The 23568-nt window shown below is 56.4% G+C and carries 17 protein-coding genes and 3 rRNA genes; all 20 read left to right on the forward strand.

Annotated elements, in window-relative coordinates:
- The first annotated feature begins 9 nt into the window (after positions 1 to 9).
- The 20 genes from CGERO_RS05110 to CGERO_RS05205 all read left to right on the forward strand — a co-directional run bounded on the left by CGERO_RS05110 (position 10) and on the right by CGERO_RS05205 (position 23494).
- On the forward strand, positions 10 to 1209 hold the full coding sequence (locus CGERO_RS05110) for an argininosuccinate synthase (protein ID WP_123933875.1): 1200 nt from the start codon (positions 10 to 12) through the stop codon (positions 1207 to 1209).
- A complete protein-coding gene (gene argH, locus CGERO_RS05115) occupies positions 1210 to 2646 on the forward strand; it encodes an argininosuccinate lyase (RefSeq protein WP_123933877.1) in 1437 nt (478 codons plus the stop codon).
- A 78-nt stretch (positions 2647 to 2724) separates the two neighbouring features.
- The gene (locus tag CGERO_RS05120) at positions 2725 to 2910 is read left to right on the forward strand and encodes a Trm112 family protein (protein WP_123933879.1); all 186 of its coding nucleotides are present in this window, start codon (positions 2725 to 2727) and stop codon (positions 2908 to 2910) included.
- Between the two features lie 40 nt (positions 2911 to 2950).
- Positions 2951 to 4213, forward strand: a complete 1263-nt coding sequence (tyrS, locus tag CGERO_RS05125; protein ID WP_123933881.1) for a tyrosine--tRNA ligase — start codon at positions 2951 to 2953, stop codon at positions 4211 to 4213.
- A 520-nt stretch (positions 4214 to 4733) separates the two neighbouring features.
- Positions 4734 to 6249, forward strand: a 16S ribosomal RNA gene (locus CGERO_RS05130).
- 546 nt (positions 6250 to 6795) lie between these two features.
- Positions 6796 to 9927 (forward strand): 23S ribosomal RNA (locus CGERO_RS05140).
- 130 nt (positions 9928 to 10057) lie between these two features.
- Positions 10058 to 10174: ribosomal RNA gene (gene rrf, locus CGERO_RS05145) — 5S ribosomal RNA — on the forward strand.
- The 16S, 23S and 5S rRNA genes sit together here, the layout of an rRNA operon.
- Before the next feature lie 55 nt (positions 10175 to 10229).
- Positions 10230 to 11186 carry a tetratricopeptide repeat protein gene (locus CGERO_RS05150; protein WP_377017540.1) on the forward strand — a complete coding sequence of 319 codons (957 nt, stop codon included), beginning with the start codon at positions 10230 to 10232 and terminating at the stop codon, positions 11184 to 11186.
- Positions 11187 to 12173: an HAD-IIA family hydrolase gene (locus CGERO_RS05155; protein ID WP_123933887.1), complete on the forward strand. Its 987-nt coding sequence runs from the start codon at positions 11187 to 11189 to the stop codon at positions 12171 to 12173.
- A gap of 7 nt (positions 12174 to 12180) precedes the next feature.
- Positions 12181 to 12351 carry a hypothetical protein gene (locus CGERO_RS10670; RefSeq protein WP_164470267.1) on the forward strand — a complete coding sequence of 57 codons (171 nt, stop codon included), beginning with the start codon at positions 12181 to 12183 and terminating at the stop codon, positions 12349 to 12351.
- A gap of 10 nt (positions 12352 to 12361) precedes the next feature.
- Complete coding sequence (locus tag CGERO_RS05160) at positions 12362 to 13183, forward strand: TlyA family RNA methyltransferase (RefSeq protein WP_123933889.1); 822 nt, start codon at positions 12362 to 12364, stop codon at positions 13181 to 13183.
- Positions 13184 to 14116, forward strand: coding sequence for an NAD kinase (locus CGERO_RS05165; RefSeq protein WP_123933891.1), 933 nt, complete (start codon positions 13184 to 13186; stop codon positions 14114 to 14116). It abuts the gene before it with no gap.
- Between the two features lie 94 nt (positions 14117 to 14210).
- Positions 14211 to 15941 (forward strand): DNA repair protein RecN, encoded by a 1731-nt coding sequence (gene recN / locus CGERO_RS05170; RefSeq protein WP_123933893.1) that lies wholly within the window; start codon positions 14211 to 14213, stop codon positions 15939 to 15941.
- A 58-nt stretch (positions 15942 to 15999) separates the two neighbouring features.
- The gene (steA, locus tag CGERO_RS05175; protein WP_123933895.1) at positions 16000 to 17193 is read left to right on the forward strand and encodes a putative cytokinetic ring protein SteA; all 1194 of its coding nucleotides are present in this window, start codon (positions 16000 to 16002) and stop codon (positions 17191 to 17193) included.
- A 30-nt stretch (positions 17194 to 17223) separates the two neighbouring features.
- A complete protein-coding gene (locus CGERO_RS05180; protein ID WP_123933897.1) occupies positions 17224 to 18237 on the forward strand; it encodes a copper transporter in 1014 nt (337 codons plus the stop codon).
- Positions 18238 to 18406: 169 nt separating this feature from the next.
- Positions 18407 to 20065: a CTP synthase gene (gene pyrG, locus CGERO_RS05185; protein ID WP_123935959.1), complete on the forward strand. Its 1659-nt coding sequence runs from the start codon at positions 18407 to 18409 to the stop codon at positions 20063 to 20065.
- A gap of 13 nt (positions 20066 to 20078) precedes the next feature.
- A complete protein-coding gene (locus CGERO_RS05190; RefSeq protein WP_123933899.1) occupies positions 20079 to 20732 on the forward strand; it encodes an NUDIX domain-containing protein in 654 nt (217 codons plus the stop codon).
- A gap of 5 nt (positions 20733 to 20737) precedes the next feature.
- Entirely contained in the window at positions 20738 to 21658 is a 921-nt protein-coding gene (locus tag CGERO_RS05195; RefSeq protein WP_123933901.1) for a site-specific tyrosine recombinase XerD, read from the forward strand.
- A 139-nt stretch (positions 21659 to 21797) separates the two neighbouring features.
- The gene (locus CGERO_RS05200; protein WP_123933903.1) at positions 21798 to 22670 is read left to right on the forward strand and encodes a ParA family protein; all 873 of its coding nucleotides are present in this window, start codon (positions 21798 to 21800) and stop codon (positions 22668 to 22670) included.
- A gap of 26 nt (positions 22671 to 22696) precedes the next feature.
- Positions 22697 to 23494 carry a segregation and condensation protein A gene (locus tag CGERO_RS05205; RefSeq protein WP_123935961.1) on the forward strand — a complete coding sequence of 266 codons (798 nt, stop codon included), beginning with the start codon at positions 22697 to 22699 and terminating at the stop codon, positions 23492 to 23494.
- Positions 23495 to 23568: the final 74 nt, after the last annotated feature.

A 23568-nucleotide genomic window follows, 5' to 3' on the forward strand; every position in this document is an offset into this window, starting at 1 on the left:
GATTTTCACATGGGTAATCGCGTAGTTCTTGCATATTCTGGCGGTCTGGACACCTCGGTAGCCATTCCTTACTTGGCCAAGATGACCGGCGGAGAAGTAGTTGCGGTGTCATTGGACCTCGGTCAAGGCGGCGAAGATATGGAGTCGGTGCGCCAGCGCGCTCTCGACTGCGGTGCAGTTGAGTCCATTGTGATCGACGCCAAGGATGAGTTCGCCGAGGAATACTGCCTGCCCACAATCAAGGCCAACGGCATGTACATGAAGCAGTACCCACTGGTATCCGCTATTTCTCGTCCCTTGATTGTCAAGCACCTTGTGCAGGCGGCTCAGGAGCACGGTGGCACGCATATTTCCCACGGCTGCACGGGCAAGGGAAATGACCAAGTTCGCTTCGAGGTTGGTTTCCGTAACCTTGATCCCGATCTGGAAATTATTGCTCCCGCCCGTGACTACGCATGGACTCGCGACAAAGCGATCGCCTTCGCCGAGGAAATCAACCTGCCGATTGAACAGTCGAAGAAGTCACCTTTCTCCATCGACCAAAATGTGTGGGGCCGCGCCGTTGAAACGGGCTTCCTTGAGGACCTGTGGAACCCGCCCACGAAGGATCTCTACGCCTACACCGAGGATCCAGCACTCGGCAATGCTCCAGATGAACTCACTATTACCTTCAAATCGGGCGTGCCGGTGGCCATCGATGGACGCAGCGTCAGTGTGCTCGAGGCCATTGAAGAGCTCAATCGTCGCGCAGGTGCCCAGGGCGTAGGCCGACTCGACATGGTTGAGGATCGCCTGGTGGGCATCAAGTCCCGCGAAGTGTACGAGGCCCCTGGCGCTGTGACCCTAATTGCTGCACACGAGGCCCTGGAAGACGTCACCGTTGAACGCGAATTGGCTCGCTACAAGCGCCTAGTGGATGCCCGCTGGTCCGAGGAAGTTTACGACGGCCTCTGGTATGCACCGCTGAAGCGCTCCCTCGATGCATTCATCGAATCCACCCAAGAGCATGTCTCGGGTGATATCCGCATGGTGCTGCACGCAGGCAAGATCACCGTGAATGGCCGCAAGTCCGATTCCTCACTCTACGACTTCAACCTCGCCACATACGACACCGGCGATACCTTTGACCAGACGCTAGCGAAGGGCTTTGTTGAGTTGCACGGCCTTTCTTCCAAGATCGCTAACAAGCGCGACCGCGAGGCGAAGTAAATGGCTCACGGCACAAATGAAGGCGCGTTGTGGGGAGGGCGCTTTAGCGGTGGCCCCAGTGAAGCGATGTTTGCACTGAGCGTTTCAACCCACTTTGACTGGGTACTCGCCCCTTACGACGTGTTGGCGTCGAAGGCCCACGCGAAAGTCTTACACAAGGCGGGCTTGCTTTCCGACGAAGACCTCCGCACCATGCTCGATGGCCTGGAGCAACTGGGTAAAGATGTGGCCGAGGGCAGCTTCGGCCCGTTGCCCAGCGACGAAGACGTACACGGCGCCATGGAACGAGGCCTCATCGACCGTGTTGGGGCAGAGGTAGGCGGACGCTTGCGCGCCGGACGTTCCCGCAACGATCAAGTGGCAACCCTGTTTCGTATGTGGTTACGAGACGCCGTCCGTGATGTCGCTCTGGACACCTTAGATCTGGTTGACGCCATCATCGACCAAGCCGCGGCACATCCAGACGCAATCATGCCGGGCAAGACGCACTCGCAGGCGGCGCAGCCAGTCCTGTTGGCGCATCAACTGCTCGCGCACGCTCAACCTTTGTTGCGCGACGTCGATAGGCTTCAAGATCTGGACAAGCGCCTGGCTGTATCACCCTATGGATCAGGAGCATTGGCTGGTTCTTCGCTGAAGCTGGATCCTGAGGCGATCGCCGAGGAACTGGGCTTTGATGAGGCTGCAGATAATTCCATTGACGCCACGAGTTCTCGTGACTTCGCCTCTGAAGCTGCGTTTGTGTTTGCGCAGATCGCCGTCGATATGTCGCGCCTGGCCGAGGAAATCGTGTACTGGTGCACGCCCGAATTTGGTTATGTCACCCTGGACGATGCATGGTCGACGGGCAGCTCGATCATGCCCCAGAAGAAGAATCCGGATGTAGCGGAGCTAACTCGCGGCAAGACTGGACGCCTGATCGGCAATCTGGCTGGACTCATGGCAACGCTCAAAGCCCAACCGCTGGCCTACAACCGCGACTTGCAGGAGGATAAGGAGCCGATCGTAGATTCGGTTGCTCAGCTTCGACTGCTGCAGCCCGCGATGACCGGCTTGGTGTCCACGTTGACCTTCAATGAAGCGCGTATGGCGGAGCTTGCTCCAGCCGGATTTACGCTGGCTACTGATCTTGCAGAGTGGCTGGTACGCGAAGGCGTGCCATTCCGAGTGGCACACGAAGCCTCGGGAGCGTGTGTCCAGCTTGCAGAATCTCAAGGCAAGGGGCTTGACCAACTCACGGACGAAGAGCTCAGCTCAGTCCACCCTGCATTGAAGCCCGGGGTGCGCGACGTATTGACGGTTTCTGGAGCAGTAGCCTCTCGAGCCACCCGTGGTGGAACCGCCGGCGTTCGTGTGAGCGAACAGCGCGGGCGTGCCCAAGCCAAGAGTAAAGAACAACGTGCATGGGCCGAACGTGGCTTCTTGCCACGATCATGACGCTGGAACGTGCTGATCCCACCGCCGGCACGTTCCCAAACACCCCTACGAACACTATGCGAAAGCTAGGCTAGAAGCATGAGTATTGACCCCGAGTTGTTAGCCATCCTTGTTTGCCCCCAAGACCATGGCTCACTGGAGTATATCGAGCGCGAACAAGTGTTGGTGAATCCGCGCATGAACATCGCGTATCGAATCCAAGATGGCATTCCGGTCATGCTTGCCGACGAAGCCATAGCTTGGCCTGAAGAACGAGCACTGTAGGACCATCGAAACTAACAGCAAGGGATTGGAAACAACTGGCATGAACATCATCGAAGAGCTGCAGTGGCGTGGCCTTATCAACAACTCCACTGATGTTGAGGCGCTGCGTGAGCACACGCAAAACCCCATCTCCTTGTACTGCGGGTTTGACCCCACTGGTTCCTCTCTGCACGCAGGACACCTGGTTCCTCTAATCATGCTGAAGCGCTTCCAGCTTGCAGGCCACACGCCAATTGCTTTGGCCGGCGGCGCAACTGGCATGATCGGCGATCCTCGCGACGTGGGGGAACGCAGCATGTTGAGCGAGCAGCAGGTCGCGGAGAACATGGAGAGCATTAAGGCGCAGATTGCTCGCTTTATCGACTTCGGTGAGGGCAAAGCTGAGATGGTCAACAACGCGGACTGGATCGGTGAAATGAACGTGATCGAGTTTCTGCGTGACGTTGGCAAGAACTTTTCGCTCAATACGATGCTTGATCGCGATACGGTGAAGCGTCGTTTAGAAAGCGACGGCATTTCCTACACTGAGTTCTCCTACATGCTGCTGCAGGCAAACGACTACGTCCGGCTGCGTCGCTCCAAGAACGTCACTCTTCAAATTGGTGGCGGCGACCAGTGGGGCAACATTGTTTCCGGTGTCGACCTCAACCGACGTGTTGATGGCGAGCGAGTGCATGGCTTGACCGTTCCTTTGGTCACCGACGCCGACGGACAAAAGTTCGGTAAGTCCACGGGCGGCGGAAAGCTTTGGCTGGATCCCGAATTGACGAGCCCTTATTCCTGGTACCAGTACTTCATTAATGCTGGCGACAGCGTGGTCATCGATTATCTGCGCTGGTTTACGTTCTTGAACCAGGAAGAGATTGCTGAATACGAGCAAGCTGTACAAGAGCGCCCCCATCTGCGTGAGGCTCAAAAGCGTTTGGCTCAGGAAATGACCAACATCGTTCACGGTACTGAAGCCACCGAGGCCGTCGAATTGGCAGCTCAGGCGCTTTTCGGTCGCGCGTCACTTGATGAGCTTGATGAAGCTACCCTCGCATCCGCGCTGCAAGAAACTGAAGTAGCTGAATATCCTGCAGGAAGCACTCCGAGCATCGTTGATCTCTTGGTTGACTCCGGACTAGCGCAGTCTAAAGGCGATGCTCGACGCACCATCAAGGAGGGCGGCGCGTACGTGAACAACGAGCGCATCGAAAGCGAAGACTTCGTTCTTCAGCCAACGCATCTGCTGAGCGGTGGTTGGGCTGTGCTGCGGAAGGGTAAAAAGAACTTTGCAGGAGCCCGCGTCATCGCTTCCTAGCTTTTCGACGTCCTTCGAACCCCCGGTTTAGTCTTTTGAACTGGGGGTTTGTGTTGTTCATCGGTGATGTGTAACTTTAGCCGGGTCGCTGCTGCTGGTTCGGCCAGCAGACTGTAGCGAAAGATTTTTGAAAGACATGGTTGACGGAATGTTAACTTCTATGTTACTTTCTAAATCCGTTGCTCATAAGGCTCGATAAAGCCAGTGAGCAGTGTTGTGTGAGAACTCAATAGTGTGCCAATACTTTTATTTTTGTTGTTGTGCTGCTTGTTGCGCATCGTTGGTGGTGTGTGGTGCCGGTTGTGTGCTGGTGTCATGGTGCTGCTTGTTGGTGGTGCGTGATGGTAGTGCTGGGGTGGTTGGTGTGTGTGGTTGGTTGTCTCGTCAAGACCCGCTGCGCGTTTGATGCACTGATTGCCCTGTATGTTTTTTTAAAAAAATGATGATGTTGTGTCATCGTTTGTTTGGTTAGGTTTGGGCTTTTCACGAGCCTTTGGAACGAGTGTTTTGTGCTTGTTTTTTTGTGGAGAGTTTGATCCTGGCTCAGGACGAACGCTGGCGGCGTGCTTAACACATGCAAGTCGAACGGAAAGGCCTTGCTTGCAAGGTACTCGAGTGGCGAACGGGTGAGTAACACGTGGGTGACCTGCCCTGCACTTTGGGATAAGCCTGGGAAACTGGGTCTAATACCAGATAGGACCATGATGTAGTGATTGTGGTGGAAAGTTTTTTCGGTGTGGGATGGGCCCGCGGCCTATCAGCTTGTTGGTGGGGTAATGGCCTACCAAGGCGGCGACGGGTAGCCGGCCTGAGAGGGTGGACGGCCACATTGGGACTGAGATACGGCCCAGACTCCTACGGGAGGCAGCAGTGGGGAATATTGCACAATGGGCGCAAGCCTGATGCAGCGACGCCGCGTGGGGGATGACGGCCTTCGGGTTGTAAACCTCTTTCGCAAGGGACGAAGCGTTTTGTGACGGTACCTTGAGAAGAAGCACCGGCTAACTACGTGCCAGCAGCCGCGGTAATACGTAGGGTGCGAGCGTTGTCCGGAATTACTGGGCGTAAAGAGCTCGTAGGTGGTTTGTCGCGTCGTCTGTGAAATTCCGGGGCTTAACTCCGGGCGTGCAGGCGATACGGGCATAACTTGAGTGCTGTAGGGGAGACTGGAATTCCTGGTGTAGCGGTGGAATGCGCAGATATCAGGAGGAACACCGATGGCGAAGGCAGGTCTCTGGGCAGTAACTGACGCTGAGGAGCGAAAGCATGGGGAGCGAACAGGATTAGATACCCTGGTAGTCCATGCCGTAAACGGTGGGCGCTAGGTGTGGGGTCTTCCACGACTTCTGTGCCGTAGCTAACGCATTAAGCGCCCCGCCTGGGGAGTACGGCCGCAAGGCTAAAACTCAAAGGAATTGACGGGGGCCCGCACAAGCGGCGGAGCATGTGGATTAATTCGATGCAACGCGAAGAACCTTACCTGGGCTTGACATACACCAGATCGCTGCAGAGATGTAGTTTCCCTTGTGGTTGGTGTACAGGTGGTGCATGGTTGTCGTCAGCTCGTGTCGTGAGATGTTGGGTTAAGTCCCGCAACGAGCGCAACCCTTGTCTTATGTTGCCAGCACGTGATGGTGGGGACTCATGAGAGACTGCCGGGGTGAACTCGGAGGAAGGTGGGGATGACGTCAAATCATCATGCCCCTTATGTCCAGGGCTTCACACATGCTACAATGGTCGGTACAACGCGCAGCGAACCTGTGAGTGAGCGAATCGCTGAAAGCCACCTCAGTTCGATTGGGGTCTGCAACTCGACCCCATGAAGTCGGAGTCGCTAGTAATCGCAGATCAGCAACGCTGCGGTGAATACGTTCCCGGGCCTGTACACACCGCCCGTCACGTCATGAAAGTTGGTAACACCCGAAGCCCATGGCCCAACCACCGTGTGTGGGGAGTGGTCGAAGGTGGTGTCGGCGATTGGGACGAAGTCGTAACAAGGTAGCCGTACCGGAAGGTGCGGCTGGATCACCTCCTTTCTAAGGAGCAGTATTTTATTTTTCTCTTTTTGTTGAATGTGGTGCTCACAGGTTGATGCCCCGCGCCAGTAGTTGGTGTGTGGTGGTGTGGTGCTACCCGGGTGGAGATCACACATGGGCATGATCACCGCGTGTGCACCGGATGCACGGATGTGGTGGTGATGGATCAGCGTGTGCGCAATGGGCAAGCAGTATGAGTAGAGCAACAAAAGTTTTGTCGTCCCGCCGGTGTGGTTGGGGTGTGTGGGTATTGGTGCGCTGTTGGGTGTCTGGGGCAACACGATTGTCCTTGTTGGATCATGGCACACTGTGCTGGCTGCCTGTGTGGTGGTTGGTTGGTGTGTGGTGGTGTTGTGTGAGAACTGTATAGTGGACGCGAGTAATTCTTTATTCTGTGAATTAAGTATTGTTTGTTGTGCTATGACCATCACTGTGTGTGTGGTTGTGGTGTGTGAAGGTTTGTTTGTTTGTGTGTGACCGCGCTTGCTGTGGCAGGTGTGGTTGATTCGTTGTGTCCGGTGCATGACTGGCTGCCGTTGTGGTGGTTGGTGTGTGTTGGAAGGGCACACGGTGGATGCCTGGCATTTCGAGCCGATGAAGGACGTGGAAGGCCGCGATAGGCCTCGGGGAGTTGTCAATCAAGCGTTGATCCGAGGGTGTCCGAATGGGGAAACCTGGCCACTGTGATTGGTGGTGACCCTAGTGTGAATGCATAGCGCTAGTGGGGGTAGACGTAGGGAAGTGAAACATCTCAGTACCTACAGGAAGAGAAAACAATTGTGATTCTGCTAGTAGTGGCGAACGAACGTGGATGAGGCTAAACCGTATGCGTGTGATACCTGTGCCAGGGTTGCGTGTGTGGTGTTGTGGGGCGTGGCTGTTCGTGGTGGCATGACACGAGAGCATGATTGATGCTGTAAGCGGAAGTGGTGTGGAATCGCCTGCCGGAGAAGGTGAGAGTCCTGTACGTGAATGCAGTGTTGGTGGTGTTGGGCCATGTGTTATACCCCGAGTAGCAGCGGGCTCGTGGAATCTGCTGTGAATCTGCCGGGACCACCCGGTAAGCCTAAATCTCGAAATGACCGATAGCGGATGTAGTACCGTGAGGAATGGTGAAAAGTACCCGGAGGAGTGAAAGAGTACCTGAAACCGTGTGCTTACAAACCGTCAGAGCCGTGCTTGCGTGCCCTGTTGTGGGGTGTGTGGGTGGTGATGGCGTGCCTTTGAAGAATGAGCCTGCGAGTCAGCGGCATGTCGCGAGGTTAACCATGAGTGTGGGTAGCCGTAGCGAAAGCGAATCCTAACTAGGGTGAGTGTTAGTGGCATGTCCTGGACCCGAAGCGGAGTGATCTACCCATGGCCAGTGTGAAGCAGCTGTAAGAGGTTGTGGAGGCGCGAACCCACTTAGGTTGAAAACTGAGGGGATGAGCTGTGGGTAGGGGTGAAAGGCCAATCAAACTCCGTGATAGCTGGTTCTCCCCGAAATGCATTTAGGTGCAGCGTTGTATGGTGCTTCCTGGAGGTAGAGCGACTGGTTGGTTGAGCGGGACTACCATCTTAGCAATGTCAGCCAAACTCCGAATGCCAGTGAATGCTAGTACAGCAGTGAGACTGCGGGGGATAAGCTCCGTTGGTCGAAAGGGAAACAGCCCAGATCGCCGGTTAAGGCCCCTAAGGGTGTACTAAGTGGAAAAGGATGTGGGATCGCGAAGACAGCCAGGAGGTTGGCTTAGAAGCAGCCATCCTTGAAAGAGTGCGTAATAGCTCACTGGTCGAGTGGTTCTGCGCCGACAATGTAGTGGGGCTCAAGTACACCGCCGAAACCGCGGCAACACACCTGTTGTGGTGTGTTGGGTAGGGGAGCGTCGTGCACTGCGTGGAAGCATCCGAGTGATCGTGGTGTGGAGTGTGCGCGAGTGAGAATGCAGGCATGAGTAACGAATGAGCAGTGAAAACCTGCTCCGCCGAATGACGAAGGGTTCCTGGGTCAAGCTAATCTTCCCAGGGTGAGTCGGGACCTAAGGCGAGGCCGACAGGCGTAGTCGATGGACAACCAGTTGATATTCTGGTACCTCACAACAGCCGTCCATGACGAAGCAGTGGTACTAACCACCCACCCCAACCCGCAACAACCACTTGTGGTTGTGTGGTGTTGGGTGTGCGTGGGACCTTCATTGGTAGTAGTCAAGCGATGGGGTGACACAGGTTGGTAGCCACGCCACGAGGCTGGTTTTCGTGGTGTAAGCGTGCAGCCCGCCTACTAGGCAAATCCGGTAGGCATCATGGGTCAGGCGTGATACGAATCCCACTATGAGTGGGGAAGGTGGTGATCCTGGACTGTCGAGAAAAGCCTCTAGCGAGGATGTTGTGAGCCCGTACCCCAAACCGACACAGGTCGTCAAGTAGAGTATACTCAGGCGAACGGGTGAACTGTGGTTAAGGAACTCGGCAAAATGCCCCCGTAACTTCGGGAGAAGGGGGGCCACCGAAGATCACCAGCCCATGCGGTTGGTTGGTGTTTGGTGGTCGCAGAGAATAGAGGGAAGCGACTGTTTATTAAAAACACAGGTCCGTGCGAAAACGTGGAAGTTGATGTATACGGACTGACGCCTGCCCGGTGCTGGAAGGTTAAGAGGACCTGTTAGAACCCCTGTGGGGTTCGAAGCGGAGAATTTAAGCCCCAGTAAACGGCGGTGGTAACTATAACCATCCTAAGGTAGCGAAATTCCTTGTCGGGTAAGTTCCGACCTGCACGAATGGCGTAACGACTTCCCTGCTGTCTCAACCACAGGCCCGGTGAAATTGCAGTACGAGTAAAGATGCTCGTTACGCGCGGCAGGACGAAAAGACCCCGGGACCTTCACTATAGCTTGGTATTGATATTCGGTTCGGTTTGTGTAGCATAGGTGGGAGACGTTATCAGCACACCACGCCAGTGGGAGTGTCAGTCACAGGTGAAATACCACTCTGATCGAATTGGGTATCTATCAACCTCGGCCCATGATCTGGGTCAGGGACAGTGCCTGGTGGGTAGTTTAACTGGGGCGGTTGCCTCCTAAACAGTAACGGAGGCGCCCAAAGGTTCCCTCAGCCTGGTTGGCAATCAGGTGGTGAGTGTAAGTGCACAAGGGAGCTTGACTGTGAGAGTGACAACTCAAGCAGGGACGAAAGTCGGGACTAGTGATCCGGCATCGACGAGTGGAAGTGGTGTCGCTCAACGGATAAAAGGTACCCGGGGATAACAGGCTGATCTTCCCAAGAGTCCATATCGACGGGATGGTTTGGCACCTCGATGTCGGCTCGTCGCATCCTGGGGCTGGAGTAGGTCCCAAGGGTTGGGCTGTTCGCCCATTAAAGCGGCACGCGAGCTGGGTTTAGAACGTCGTGAGACAGTTCGGTCTCTATCCGCCGCGCGCGTAGAAACTTGCAGAAGGCTGTCCCTAGTACGAGAGGACCGGGACGGACGTACCTCTAGTGCGCCAGTTGTCACGCCAGTGGCACGGCTGGTTGGCTACGTACGGAAGGGATAACCGCTGAAAGCATCTAAGCGGGAAGCCTGTTTTAAGATGAGGTTTCAATATCAGGTGCCCGGTAGACCACCGGGTTGATAGGCCAGAACTGGACATACCGCAAGGTCATGCAGGTGACTGGTACTAATCCACCGAACAACACACCAAACACAACCCGCAAAACAACCAAACCCAAAAAACAACACACCCCGCAAAACAACACACAATCACCCGCGTCCACTATGCAGTCACTGACACAACACCGCCTGTGCATGCACACCCAACACACACAAGAACGTGTCGGTGGTTATAGCATCGGGGCAACGCCCGGACCCATTCCGAACCCGGAAGCTAAGCCCGACAGCGCTGATGGTACTGCACCCGGGAGGGTGTGGGAGAGTAAGACACCGCCGACCAACAACTTCAAAGTGCAACGATGGAGCGTGGTGTAGTGATGATGGTAAAGCCTTCATCCTACGCCACGCTCTTTTGCTGTATTATCAACGATTTAACTCCTTGAGGAATCCAATGGGCAACCAAGATTATTCCAAGCGCAGCGATCGTCCGCGCCGATCCGATAGACCTGCAGAACACCGTGGTGGGCGACGCCATGAACGGGGTGACCACAAGGATCGTTCGTCCCGGCCCAAAGACAAGCGCCATCACGCTCAAAGAGGTGGTCAAGATCGAGATCGGAAATTCTCCAGACCTCAGCGATCGGGATTCCGTGAGGAGCGAATCAATAATCGTCAGAATGATCCTGACCTGCCCGGCGATATCGATGTGCGGGATTTGGATCCGATGGTGCTTCAGGATCTCAAAGTGTTGTCAAAGGACAATGCTCACACGGTGGCCCAGCACCTCATCATGGCAGCTACCCTGATGCAGGACGATCCCCAATTAGCACTCCGCCACGCGCGTGCAGCAAAGGACCGAGCGGGTCGAGTAGCTGTGGTTCGTGAAACGGCAGGTATTGCCGCTTACCACGCTGGTGAGTGGAAAGAGGCTGTGTCGGAGTTGCGGGCCGCACGTCGTATGAGTGCTGGCCCAGGGTTGGTGGCAGTGATGGCCGACGCTGAGCGTGGATTGGGGCGCCCGCAGAAGGCTATCGAGATTGCAAACGAGGTGAACCCGGATCAGCTCGATTCCGATACTCGAGTTGAGCTCGCCATCGTCAGTGCAGGGGCTCGGATGGATCTTGGGCAAAAGGAATCGGCCTTGGTGACCCTCCAGCGCGTAAATCCTGACCGGCGGGCCTCCGGGCTAACGGCAGCACGCCTCTCCTACGCCTATGCTGATGTTCTTCTCGCCAATGGTGACGCGACTGCAGCCAAGGAATGGTTTCAAGTGGCAGTAGAGCAAGATATCGATGAGCATACGGACGCCCGCGCTCGGGTTGAAGAACTCAACGCAGACAATGAGGCATAAATGAGCTTGCACACCTCCTTCGACGCCTTCCTCCTGGATCTCGACGGTACAGTTTGGGAAGGTGGTCAGGCGCTCCCAGGCGCTGTCGAGAGCCTCAACGCAGCGCATGCACAGTTGGTGTACATCACTAACAATGCTTCTCGTGGCCCCGCTGTGGTGGCACGGATGCTCAGTGACATCGGCCTGCCTACCGCTCGGAATCAAGTACTGACCTCAGCCGAGGCCGCTATTGAGATAGTTGCGGGGAGCGTCGAAAAGCAAGCAAAAGTGCTAGTACTCGGCAGCGAATCCTTCAAAGAACTGGCTCGGGAGGCTGGGTTGAAGGTGGTTGATTCGGCCGATGACGATCCCGAGGCAGTGTTGCATGGACATAATCCGGCTACTGGTTGGGCGGAGCTGTCAGAGGCCACGCTCGCAATCAGAAATGGTGCGTCGTACTTTGCTTCGAACCTTGATACCACTCTGCCCACAGAGCGCGGTCTTTGCGTTGGGAACGGATCGATGGTCGCTGCTGTTGTGAGTGCTACCGGTGTCCATCCGGAATCTGCGGGAAAACCGGAACCAGCAATGTTTCACAGCGCTGTGAGAAGGTTTAACGCAACAGCACCATTGGCCATCGGCGATAGACTCAATACTGATATTGCTGGAGCTGTCGCTGCGCAAATTCCCGTGCTGCATGTGCTCACAGGGGTATCTCGTCACTGGGCTTTACTGCGGGCTCACGCGGATGAACGTCCAACGTACATCGCTGAGGATCTACGTGGACTCAATGAGAAACCGACCAGCCTGATCCCCGCAGCACAATCCGGATTTGAGGCAGTGCGTGACGGCGACGACATTGTACTTCGGGGAGGCAAACCCGACACCAGTGGTGTGGATGCACTTCGAACTGTGTTGTCGGTTGCCTGGGAGCTGGACTCTTCCTTTGAAGGATCGGTACGCCCAGAAGGCGACGTGGCGGCCGCGGCAATGGACACGTGGGTATAGGGTTCAGATGGATCGCAAAACTGGTCCCTCGCCATTGGATATTGCGGCCAAAAAGCCTCATACAGATGAGCTGGAATCCTCCGTTGAGTCCCTGCTGAACAGGGCCGAGGCTGAACCCGAAAAAGAAGTGGCAATGCTGCAGCAAGCGCATGCATTGCTCCATCAGGCGCTGCAATAAGGAGGGCTGCATGACCGTAAGGCGCAGGCTCGATGCTGAATTGGTAAAGCGAAAGATCGCTCGCTCTAGGGAACAAGCAGTGCAGTTGATCCGTGAGGGGCGAGTGTTCGTTCAAGGCATCAAGGCCACCAAACCCGCGACACAAGTCGAAAGTCATGTTTCCATTCGGGTGGAAGGCGGCGATATTGACGATTGGGCCTCGCGGGGTGCTCATAAACTTCTGGGTGCCTTGGAAGCTTTCGAGTCCGACGGCCTGAGTGTGCAGGGTAAAAAAGTACTCGACGCTGGTGCATCAACCGGTGGCTTCACCGATGTTGTGCTCAGAAAAGGTGCCGAGCGAGTCTGGGCCGTGGACGTGGGCTATGGTCAGCTCATTTGGCGCCTGCAAAACGATTCACGCGTCGAGGTACTGGATCGCACGAATATTCGGCATCTGACTCCAGCAATGCTTGGCGCCGAGATGACGCTGATGGTCGGGGATCTTTCTTTTATTTCCCTCAAACTCGTGCTGCCAGCAATACTCGAATGCATGGCGGAAGGCGCAGACCTGCTCCCCATGGTCAAACCGCAGTTCGAAGTAGGTAAAGAACGCCTTGGATCCGGCGGCGTGGTGAGAAGTCCCGACATCCGTGCAGAAGTGGTGGTGGAGGTCGCCCGCTTTGCGCAATCCCTAGGTGCAAGTTTGCGTGGAGTTATCGCTTCACCTCTTCCCGGTCCTTCAGGAAACGTGGAATACTTTTTATGGTTGCGCAAGGACGGCGGCAGCCACACCCTGTCCGAAGATGTACTGCTGGAACAGGTACGTCGCGCAGTAAAGGAAGGCCCGGCCTAGATGTCACACGATTCTCAATACTGCAGTCAGCAGCCCCGCGAAGTGCTGCTGGTGCTGCACACAGGTCGGCCCTCAAATGTTTCTACTGCTGGACTCGCGGCAGAGCTTTTGACTGATGCAGGCATAGGTGTCCGAGTGCTGGCGAAGGCGGAAGACGAGATAGTGAATCAGCACCCAGTTCTCGCGCAGTGCAAACGGGTGAGCAAGCTAGGTGGCGCTACCGACGGTGTCGCACTCGTGATGGCGCTTGGCGGTGACGGTACGTTCCTGCGGGCAGCCGATCTCGCTCACGACGCCGACCTCCCAGTCCTGGGAATCAACTTGGGCCACGTAGGCTTTTTGGCGGAATGGGAGCAAGACGCACTTGATGAGGCGGTGCGCCGAGTGACCGACGGTGACTATCGCATCGAAGACCGCATGACTATCGACGTGGTGGTACGCGACCCAGATGGTGTAGAGCTGGGCAGGAGCTGGGCTCTCAATGAGGTCAGCGTTGAAAATAAGGTGCGGCAAGGCGTGTTGGACGCTACGTTGGAAATTGACGCTCGTCCGGTGAGCTCATTTGGATGCGATGGCATTATCGTCTCTACCCCTACAGGCTCGACTGCCTACGCCTTTTCCGCTGGTGGTCCGGTGTTGTGGCCCGCATTAGACGCCATCTTGGTGGTCCCGAATAATGCGCACGCCTTATTTACCAAGCCCCTCGTGGTGAGTCCACATTCCAGGGTGGCCATCGAGTCCCAAGCAGACGCCTTCCCGGCAGTTGCGGTGATGGACGGTTTCCGGCGGATTGAAATGCCAGCGGGAAGTCGAGTGGAAGTGGAAAAGGGCAGCCTGCCTGTGCGCTGGGTGCGCCTAGACAACCTGCCGTTTACCGATCGCCTCGTGACGAAACTCCGCCTCCCGGTTCAAGGTTGGCGCGGTCCGAAATAAACATTGCACTGGGGTTTCCCCCGAACGAACAACTTTCCAACTTTGGAACGTTCGTTCTATGAATTTCCCGAGCGCTTGCGGTAGCATCTAGCTCATGCTTGCGGATCTGACCATCGAAAACCTCGGCGTCATCCCACAATCCACGCTTGAACTCAGCGAAGGGCTCACCGTACTTACCGGTGAAACCGGCGCAGGCAAAACAATGGTGGTAACCGGTCTGCGCCTATTGTGTGGCGGGCGCGCGGATGCATCGAGGGTGCGAAGTGGTGCGGACAAAGCCGTTGCTGAGGGGCGTTTCTTGGTCGATTCTTTGGCCGAGCAGGATCGCGAGTCGGCGCTCGCAGTGTTGGAGGACGCTGGTGGAGCCGTCGACGAAGCCGGAGAAGTTATCGCTCTGCGTTCGGTAAGTGCGCAGGGCCGGTCGCGTGCCTATCTTGGTGGACGCTCAACCCCAGCCGCAACGCTGGCGCAGTTCACCGAGCAATTGCTCACGATCCACGGTCAAAACGATCAATTGCGACTGCTCAATGCCGACCGGCAGCGCGAGGCTCTGGATCGTTTTGAACCAAAAATCGGACCGATCCTCAGGGAGTACACTGACGCTTTTCGCCGTTGGCGGAAGTTATCCAAAGAATACGAACAAAAGCTTCGCTCGCGTCAGGAACTGGCCCTCGAGTCTGATCGCTTGCAGTTTGCGATAGACGAGATTCAAGCAGTGGATCCGCAGCCAGGTGAAGACCAAGAGCTGGTGTCCACTATCCGAAAGTTGGAAGGCCTGGATGCGCTGAAAGAAGCCGCGAGTAGTGCGTTGGCAGCTATTGACGGTGCTGAAGTTTTGGGGGATTTCGGCGGAGACACCCCTGGCGGCGCCTCGGATGCCGTGGGCCTGGCGCATAGTGCGCTGATTGGTGTGGAAGAGTCTGAGCTTGCCTCCATTGCGCAGCGTTTGGACGCGGTCAGTAGTGAACTGTCTGAACTGTCCGGCGAGCTGGGCCGATTTCTTGGTGGCTTACCCGCAGATTCTGAACAACTAGAACAATTGCTGCAACGCCAGCAAGACATTAAGAAACTCACCAGGAAATATGCTCCTGATATCGACGGCGTGTTGCTGTGGCTTGCCAAAGCCGAGCAGAAACTCGCACAGCTCGATGCATCACCGGAGGCTCTGGAGGCGTTGCAGCGAGAAGTTGAGCAGGCCCAAAGTCGTATGGAATCCCTCGGTGCCCGAGTGAGCGCAGCGAGAGTGAGCGCAGCCCAACACTTAGGTCGCCTGGTTAGCCAAGAACTTCAAGGGCTTGCGATGCCGAAGGCACGATTCGAGGTTCGGATCACCGAGCAAACCCCGCAAGTTCACGGCTACGACGCCGTGGAGTTCCTGCTGGCACCGAACGCCGCGCTGGAAGCCAAACCGCTTGCCACCTCGGCTTCCGGAGGTGAGCTTTCCAGGGTGATGCTCGCTTTGGAAGTCATCTTGAGCACGGGATCGCATGGAACCACCCTGGTTTTTGATGAAGTGGATGCCGGCGTCGGTGGTAAAGCGGCGGTGGAGATTGGGCGTCGTCTAGCGAAGTTGGCACAACATCACCAGGTCATCGTGGTCACGCACCTCCCCCAAGTGGCGGCGTATGCGGACACGCATTTGCACGTTGCAAAGGACGTTGGCGAAACGTCCGTGACTTCTGGGGTATCCAATCTTGACGCTCAGCAGCGCACCGAGGAATTATCCCGAATGCTTGCGGGTTTGGACGATACTGAAACCGGTAAAGCACACGCCCGAGAGCTGTTGGAGCGGGCGCAGCGAGAGGTTGAAGCGATGCGGGGTTGACGTTCTTTTTACTCCTCGTCCGCGTGGCAACTTCTACACTTTGGGCTTTTCCGCCACAATGAACGCCATGAGTCTGTTCTCCCGTTCCGAGGAACTTCCTGGTCTGCACGCAGTGGCCCGAGATTGCTCTCCCGGCAGCAAAGGATTTAAGCGCCTTTCCGCAGGCGACATTGCGGTGATTGACGCCCCCGATATCTCGCGTGCTTTCGCCCAAGAGCTCATCAATGCTCAGCCGAAGGCAGTGGTCAATGTTGCCCGATTTTCCACGGGAGCACTACCGAATTATGGTCCCCAGATGTTGCTGGATGCCCACATTGTGCTTGTGGAGGCGGTAGGCGCATCGGTGTGGGAAGGGCTGCGCAGCGGTCGCAAGGCGCGACTGACCGACGAAGGTGAGCTCTACCATGGCGAAAAGCTCGTCGCTCGAGGCGAGGTGGTGCAGCAACTCGACGCCGAAGCGAAGTTTGCTGAAGCACAGCAGTCCCTCGTGGATCGCATGGAGGCATATTTCGGCAATACCATCCAATTCATTCATTCGGAAGCTCCTTTGCTAATCGACGGTCTCGGCGTGCCAGAAAGTGGTGCTTCGCTCCGAGACCGGAAGGTGCTCGTTGTGTCGGCTGGTATCGGACATCGAGATCAGATGAAGGCATTGCGCAACTTCATTCGGGAGTTTGAACCTGCACTCATTGGTGTGGATGCGGGTGCAGACACACTCGTTGAAATGGGCTATCGACCCGATTTTATCGTTGGGGATCCTGATGGCATCGGCGCTGAGGCGCTTCGTAGCGGTGCCCGAGTGGTACTGCCCGCTGATCCCGATGGCCATGCGGTTGGGCTCGAAAGAATCCAGGATTTGGGCATCGGCGCCACCACCTTCCCGGCCGCGGTTGATTCAGCAACCGATCTTGGGTTGCTGTTGGCGGACTTCCACGGCGCTGAGATGATCGTCAATGTTGGTGCCCCATTCGACCTCGAGGCGGTATTTGCAGAACGTCCGGAGGCATCCCCCTCGGCCATGCTCACTCGCATGAAGGTGAATAGGAAGCTTGTAGATGCTGGCAATATCATCGACCTCTACACCGTGCGTGGTGGTGCCGGACTTGGCTGGATGTGGGCCATTTTGGCGTTGCTCATCGCGGCCGCGGTGTTCGTCCTGATTGCCGGTTCAACAGGTGACGGCAGCTTTATGGAGAACTTCACCACAACCTGGAACAACATTGCATTGTGGTTCCAAGGACTGTTCAAATAGGCACTGCACCCAACGAGAAACGAGATAGTGATGGCTAAATCTTCAAAACGGACTGCGGCAGTTGTCGCGGGTGTTGGATTGGGTGCAGCGCTAGGCATCGCAGCCGGCGCCTTAGTTCTGGCTCCAAACCTCCCCGGCGATCAGGGGCCGGCGGCGGGCGGACTTGTCGCGGCCCGAGACAATGCAGAGCAAGAAGCTGAGGTGGCAAACGCACAGGCGCAAACAGCGGATGAATTTATTAAGGCCGTTGCTCCTCAAGCAGTGGAGGGCCAGTTGCAAGATAAGCCGATTCTAATTCTTCGCGCGCCTGGTTCCTCCAATGAAGACTATGAACAGGTGAAATCCCTGCTGAAGACTTCAGGTGCAATCGACTCGGGCACCATCGAGCTGGAAGATTCCTTCTTTGATCAAAATGGGGCAGACGGGCTCAAGAGCGTGGTTACCAATTCGCTGCCAGCAGGCGCCCAGCTTTCTGAAGACAAGCTGGATGCTGGTACGCATGCAGGAGAGGCGTTAGCTGCCGCGTTGTTCCTGGACAAGGACGGCAAGGAAAAAGCCACCACCGCTGACCGTGCGGTGATTTTGAAGGCGCTTCGCCAAGACAAGTACATTGACTACCCCGACAACACCATCTTGCCTGCGCAGGGAGTAGTGCTGCTGCTCGACAACAGTGACAATGGCGACAATGCGTTCCGCTCTCAAGCGGAAGCAAACTTCGCATCCGCCCTGCGTGAAAAAGGTGGCCCCGTCGTGGTGGCCGGTGGCGTGTACACGGCAGTGGATGGTGCCACCATTGATCTGCTTCGTTCAGATTCTCAGGATGAAGTATCCACGGTGGACTCGATTGAGCGTGCGTGGGCACAGGTTGCAGCAATCCTGGCGCTGAAAGAACAGTTTGATTCGGCTCAAGGTGACTATGGTGCTGCTGATAGCGCGGAGGCCGCCTCGCCATCGCCGGCAGGTGCGCAGGCTGCCTCCGAGGAAGCCTCTTCAGAAGCCAAGAAGACCGATACAACGACTGCGAGCGCGCAACCTGAGACCTAAATGCTACTCACCAGCGCAATGCAAGAAAATCCTGGCGCGATGATATATTGAAAGTCCGTAGGTTTTCACGAGTGATCGTGTGCCTGCGGACTTTTCTTTTCGCGGGCACATGCAGGAGCCTTGGTTCCCTTCAATGCAATTGATCACGTTTCCCGAAAGAAGGCTCGATATGCCATCCGCTCGCCAACAGCGCGCTTGTAAATTCATCTTCGTCACCGGTGGCGTGGTCTCATCTCTGGGCAAAGGTCTTACGGCCGCGAGTCTCGGACAGCTCCTCATTGCGCGCGGACTGAGCGTGACCATGCAGAAGCTGGATCCCTATCTCAATGTGGATCCCGGCACCATGAACCCATTTGAGCACGGGGAGGTCTTCGTCACCGATGACGGCGCGGAAACCGACTTGGACTTAGGTCACTATGAGCGCTTCCTTGATCGAAACCTGAGCAAGAACGCGAACGTGACCACGGGCAAGGTGTACTCCTCGGTGATTGCCAAGGAACGCCGCGGCGAATACCTGGGCAAGACGGTGCAAGTGATTCCGCACATTACGGATGAGATCAAAGCTCGTGTTCTTGAGATGGCGGAACCTGATGCAGAAGGCAATCGGCCCGACGTGGTGATCTCCGAAATTGGTGGCACCGTGGGCGATATCGAATCGCAGCCTTTCTTGGAGGCCGTACGTCAAGTTCGCCAGGCGGTTGGCCGAGAAAACGTCTTTTTCATCCACTGCTCATTGGTGCCATACCTTGCTCCCTCTGGAGAGCTGAAGACGAAGCCAACCCAGCACTCCGTGGCTGAGCTTCGCGCGATCGGCATCATGCCTGACTCAGTGGTCCTGCGCTGTGTTCGCGAGGTGCCGGCTCCATTGAAGGCGAAGATTGCCATGATGTGCGACATTGAGGAAGAAGGCGTGGTGTCCTGCCCAGATGCGCCTTCGATTTATAACATTCCTAAGGTTTTGTACGAGGAGCACCTCGACACCTTCGTAATCCGTAAGCTCGGACTGCCGTTCCGCGACGTGAACTGGGAGGTGTGGGGCGATCTTCTTGAGCGCGTTCACAATCCAAAACAGCACGTGAAGGTGGCAATCGTTGGCAAGTACATTGACTTGCCCGATGCTTATCTCTCAGTTGCCGAGGCGGTCCGCGCAGGCGCTTTCGGAGCTCAGGCCAAGGCGGACATTCAGTGGGTAGCCTCCGATGACTGCGAGACGGCTGAAGGTGCAGAAGCTGCATTAGCCAAAGTGGATGCCATAGTCGTACCGGGCGGCTTTGGCGTTCGCGGAATTGAGGGCAAGATCGGAGCGATTCGCTACGCCCGAGAGCAGAAGGTTCCGCTGCTTGGCATTTGTCTTGGCCTACAGTGCATGGTGCTCGAGGCTGCCCGCAATGCTGGTATCAAAGATGCTTCCTCCACAGAGTTTGATCCCAACACAAACTCACCGGTAATTGCCACGATGGCGGAGCAGCATGCTGCGGTTTCTGGTGAGGCTGATTTGGGTGGCACGATGCGGTTGGGTGCTTATCCCGCACGTCTTGTTCCGGAATCGGTGGTTGCAGAGTTGTACGGAAGCGAGAACGTTTCCGAGCGCCACCGCCATCGTTATGAGGTGAATAACGAGTTCATTGAGCAGATTCACCAGGGCAGCGGGATCGAATTCACTGGTTTCTCGCCGGATGGCACCCTAGTGGAGTTTGTTGAATACCCACGTGAACACCACCCATTCATGGTTGCAACGCAGGCGCACCCGGAATATAAGTCTCGTCCTACACGCCCGCATCCGCTCTTCGCCGGTTTGATCAACGCCGCGTTGCAGCGCCAAAGCTAAGGGGAAGTCTTAGATGTCACAGCAACATGAGTTTGAGGTTCTGGAAAGTGAACTTTTGGTGGACGCCCCAATTCTCGCGCTTCGCCGAGATTACGTGCGTATGCCGGGTGGCACCGCAGCGCACCGGGAGATCGTGGAACACTTTGGTGCGGTGGCAATTGTGGTGATTAACGATGCCGATGAGGTGGCACTGATCCGCCAGTACCGGCATTCGGTTGGGCAGCGCCTGTGGGAATTGCCGGCCGGTTTGCTCGATGTTGCGCAGGAAGACCCATTGGAATGCGCAAAGCGCGAGCTTTTCGAAGAAGCTGGCCTTCACGCGCGAGAGTGGGCGCTGCTCAGTGACATCGTGACAAGCCCTGGATTTGCCGAGGAATCGATCCGTATCTTTATCGCACGAGGCCTCACTGAGCAATCGCGCCCGGAGGCCGAGCATGAAGAAGCGGAGCTTGAGCTTTCCTGGTGCCCGCTGGATCAGGCGGTTAGCAAGGCGCTTTCCGGCGAGATCGTGAACGCCACGGCAGTTGCAGGAATTTTGGGTGTGTATGCCATGCGCAGTGGATCTTCGGCTCCTAGGCTCCCAGACGAACCGTTTACCCTCCGGCCTGAGCATCTTGCTTTTCGACGCCAGCGTGAAGGCATCACCCCGGATATGAAGAAGGTGTAGCTGCGATGCAAGCCCAGCGACTCGCCACTCGATGGCTGCGTTATTTGGCTGTCGAGCAGGGGGTGAGCGCACACACCCTGAGCAATTATCGCCGCGATGTGCAGCGCTATCTCCGCTGGCTTGAGGCGCAAGGCATTGAAGATCTGTCAGAGGTACACACGCCCCTGTTGCAGAGATACGTTGCCTTTTTAAGGCAAGGGGACACAGAACTGGGGGCGCGCCCTTTGGCTCCCAGTTCTGTTGCGCGGGCTTTGATCGTTGTGCGAGGTTTGCATAAATTTGCGGTGGAAGAAGGCGTGCTGGCCAATAACGTGGCCGCGGATGTCGCGCCGCCGCGTGGCGGCCAGCATTTGCCCGAAACCTTGAGTATTGATCAGGTGCAATGCCTGTTGGAGTCGATACCTGCTGGAGAATCAGCTACACCGGTCGATCTGCGAGATCGCGCCCTTTTGGAGCTGCTGTACGGTACCGGCATGCGAATCTCTGAAGCGTTGGCACTTAACGTGGATGAACTGCGCGATTGCGGAGATCTTCTCAAGGTGACTGGCAAAGGCCGGAAACAAAGGATCGTTCCTCTAGGAAGCAAGGCGAAAGCTGCCTTGCAGGCATATTTGGTGAGAGGCCGGCCAGCCTTGGCCACGGGAACTTCTCATGCGGCATTTCTGAATACTCGCGGCCGAGCACTGAGCAGGAATAGCGCCTGGCATGTGCTGAAGCACGCCGCCGAACGGTCCGGTTTGGACCAGGGCATTTCTCCGCACACCCTGCGGCATAGTTATGCATCGCACCTCATCGAGGGTGGGGCTGATGTTCGCGTGGTGCAGGAATTGCTCGGGCATGCATCAGTAACCACCACACAGATTTATACGCATATCAGCGCGGAAAACCTTCGGAGCGTGTGGGCAAGCAGCCACCCACGAGCATGAACCCTATAAGCAAGGGCACAGTCTTGACGTAGAAGTAGCGGCTTGGACTCCGCTAGACTGCTAGTAATAACACTGATGAAATTCAGGCGTGGGACGTCGAAAAGCTGGAACAGCGTGAAGTCTAGGAAGTAGGGTTGACATGAGCAAGGATGGCCTGTTTCAAGAGCCGGAGGGCAAAGTCGGGCTCACCGGGCGTCCTGTGCGGGTGTTTCCTGAGCCCAAGCCGCTGAGTAGTCACGGTCCCGCCAAGGTGCTTTCAATGTGCAACCAGAAAGGTGGAGTGGGGAAGACCACTTCAACCATCAACTTGGGTGCTTGCCTGGCGGAGGCCGGGCGCAAGGTGCTTTTGGTTGACCTCGACCCGCAAGGCGCTCTATCTGCAGGGCTCGGCGTGCCGCATGATGAACTAGACGTCACCGTGTACAACCTCATGGTGGACCACCACACCTCGATTCACCAGGCAATCCACAAGACGAACGTGGCCGGATTGGATCTGGTTCCTGCGAATATCGATCTTTCAGCGGCGGAAATTCAACTTGTGAATGAAGTAGGCCGAGAACAAACGCTCGCCAGGGCGCTACGGCCGGTGATGCGTGATTACGACTACATCATCCTGGACTGTCAGCCCTCGCTTGGTTTGCTCACCGTCAATGCGCTGAGCTGTTCGCAGGGTGTCATTATCCCAATGGAGTGCGAATATTTCTCACTCCGCGGATTGGCCTTGCTGACCGATACCGTTGAGAAAGTGCGCGATCGCCTCAATTTTGACCTGGAAATCATCGGGATCTTGGTCACCATGTTTGATCGTCGCACGACCCATGCCCGCGAGGTGATGTCGAGGGTGGTGGAAGTGTTCGAGGATCGAGTGTTTGACACCGTAATTACCCGCACCGTGCGATTCCCGGAAACTTCCGTCGCAGGGGAACCCATCATCACGTGGGCTCCGAACTCTCAGGGCGCGCAGCAATATCGCCAGCTTGCCCGCGAGGTTATTGAACGCACTGGCGGCTAGGGCGACAACCTGTGGCTTCGGAAGCTATGGAGCAACCGGAAATCACTGGTTTCCGAATTGTTCTGCACAACTTTGAGGGCCCCTTTGATCTGCTGCTGCAGCTCATCAGCGCCAAAAAGCTCGACGTCACTGACGTTGCGCTCGCAAAAGTTACCGATGAATTCGTGGCATATGTCCGCGAGCTCGGTGCGATGGCGGAGCTTGATGAGGTCACAGAGTTTCTTGTTGTGGCGGCAACGTTGTTGGATCTCAAGACCGCCCGGCTCTTGCCGCGGGGAGAAGTGGACAGCCTCGAGGATCTCGCGCTGCTTGAATCGCGCGATCTCCTTTTTGCCAGATTGTTGCAGTACAAAGCGTATCGGGAAGTGGCCGAACTCTTCGCGCGCTGGCAGCAAGCGACGCGGCGCCAGTACCCGCGTGCCGTGGGGCTTGAAGCGCAGTTCGCAACCTCTTTGCCACCTGTTGAGTTGGGGCACACACCGGAGAGCTTCGCTAGCCTTGCCGCGAGTGTGTTCCGCCCGAAGCCGCCCGAGGAAGTAGGGACGAGCCACATCCACCAAGTGCAAGTCAGCGTGCCGGAGCAGGCGGGGGTGGTGCTGAATACATTGAGGCTGCTCGGGGTAGGCAAGTGGTTGAGTTTTGACGAGCTTAGCCGTGGCTGCACTGTTTCCATGCAAATCGTTGGCCGCTTTCTTGCACTGTTAGAACTCTACAAAGCGCAGGCAATTGAAGTGTCTCAAGAGGAACCACTTGAACAGCTCAATATTGCTTGGACCGGTTTGGATGTAGATCCGGCAGTGGTCGCTGCGGCGAACTGGGAGTAGCCCCTTACCCCTGGTTCAGTAGTGAGGCGGCTTAGTAACGAAGAAGTTATAAGATAGAACAGCGCGAACGGGCT

Source organism: Corynebacterium gerontici (assembly GCF_003813985.1).
Taxonomy (GTDB): Bacteria; Actinomycetota; Actinomycetes; order Mycobacteriales; family Mycobacteriaceae; genus Corynebacterium; species Corynebacterium gerontici.

What these genes read in the sequence shown, in the direction of transcription:
- CGERO_RS10670 (WP_164470267.1), top strand. Translation starts at nt 12,181, where the DNA reads ATGGATCGCAAAACTGGTCCCTCGCCATTGGATATTGCGGCCAAAAAG.
- CGERO_RS05190 (WP_123933899.1), top strand. Translation starts at nt 20,079, where the DNA reads ATGTCACAGCAACATGAGTTTGAGGTTCTGGAAAGTGAACTTTTGGTG.
- CGERO_RS05180 (WP_123933897.1), top strand. Translation starts at nt 17,224, where the DNA reads ATGGCTAAATCTTCAAAACGGACTGCGGCAGTTGTCGCGGGTGTTGGA.
- CGERO_RS05160 (WP_123933889.1), top strand. Translation starts at nt 12,362, where the DNA reads ATGACCGTAAGGCGCAGGCTCGATGCTGAATTGGTAAAGCGAAAGATC.
- CGERO_RS05155 (WP_123933887.1), top strand. Translation starts at nt 11,187, where the DNA reads ATGAGCTTGCACACCTCCTTCGACGCCTTCCTCCTGGATCTCGACGGT.
- CGERO_RS05110 (WP_123933875.1), top strand. Translation starts at nt 10, where the DNA reads ATGGGTAATCGCGTAGTTCTTGCATATTCTGGCGGTCTGGACACCTCG.
- CGERO_RS05165 (WP_123933891.1), top strand. Translation starts at nt 13,184, where the DNA reads ATGTCACACGATTCTCAATACTGCAGTCAGCAGCCCCGCGAAGTGCTG.
- CGERO_RS05120 (WP_123933879.1), top strand. Translation starts at nt 2,725, where the DNA reads ATGAGTATTGACCCCGAGTTGTTAGCCATCCTTGTTTGCCCCCAAGAC.
- CGERO_RS05200 (WP_123933903.1), top strand. Translation starts at nt 21,798, where the DNA reads ATGAGCAAGGATGGCCTGTTTCAAGAGCCGGAGGGCAAAGTCGGGCTC.
- pyrG (WP_123935959.1), top strand. Translation starts at nt 18,407, where the DNA reads ATGCCATCCGCTCGCCAACAGCGCGCTTGTAAATTCATCTTCGTCACC.
- tyrS (WP_123933881.1), top strand. Translation starts at nt 2,951, where the DNA reads ATGAACATCATCGAAGAGCTGCAGTGGCGTGGCCTTATCAACAACTCC.
- CGERO_RS05205 (WP_123935961.1), top strand. Translation starts at nt 22,697, where the DNA reads ATGGAGCAACCGGAAATCACTGGTTTCCGAATTGTTCTGCACAACTTT.
- CGERO_RS05195 (WP_123933901.1), top strand. Translation starts at nt 20,738, where the DNA reads ATGCAAGCCCAGCGACTCGCCACTCGATGGCTGCGTTATTTGGCTGTC.
- argH (WP_123933877.1), top strand. Translation starts at nt 1,210, where the DNA reads ATGGCTCACGGCACAAATGAAGGCGCGTTGTGGGGAGGGCGCTTTAGC.
- steA (WP_123933895.1), top strand. Translation starts at nt 16,000, where the DNA reads ATGAACGCCATGAGTCTGTTCTCCCGTTCCGAGGAACTTCCTGGTCTG.
- recN (WP_123933893.1), top strand. Translation starts at nt 14,211, where the DNA reads ATGCTTGCGGATCTGACCATCGAAAACCTCGGCGTCATCCCACAATCC.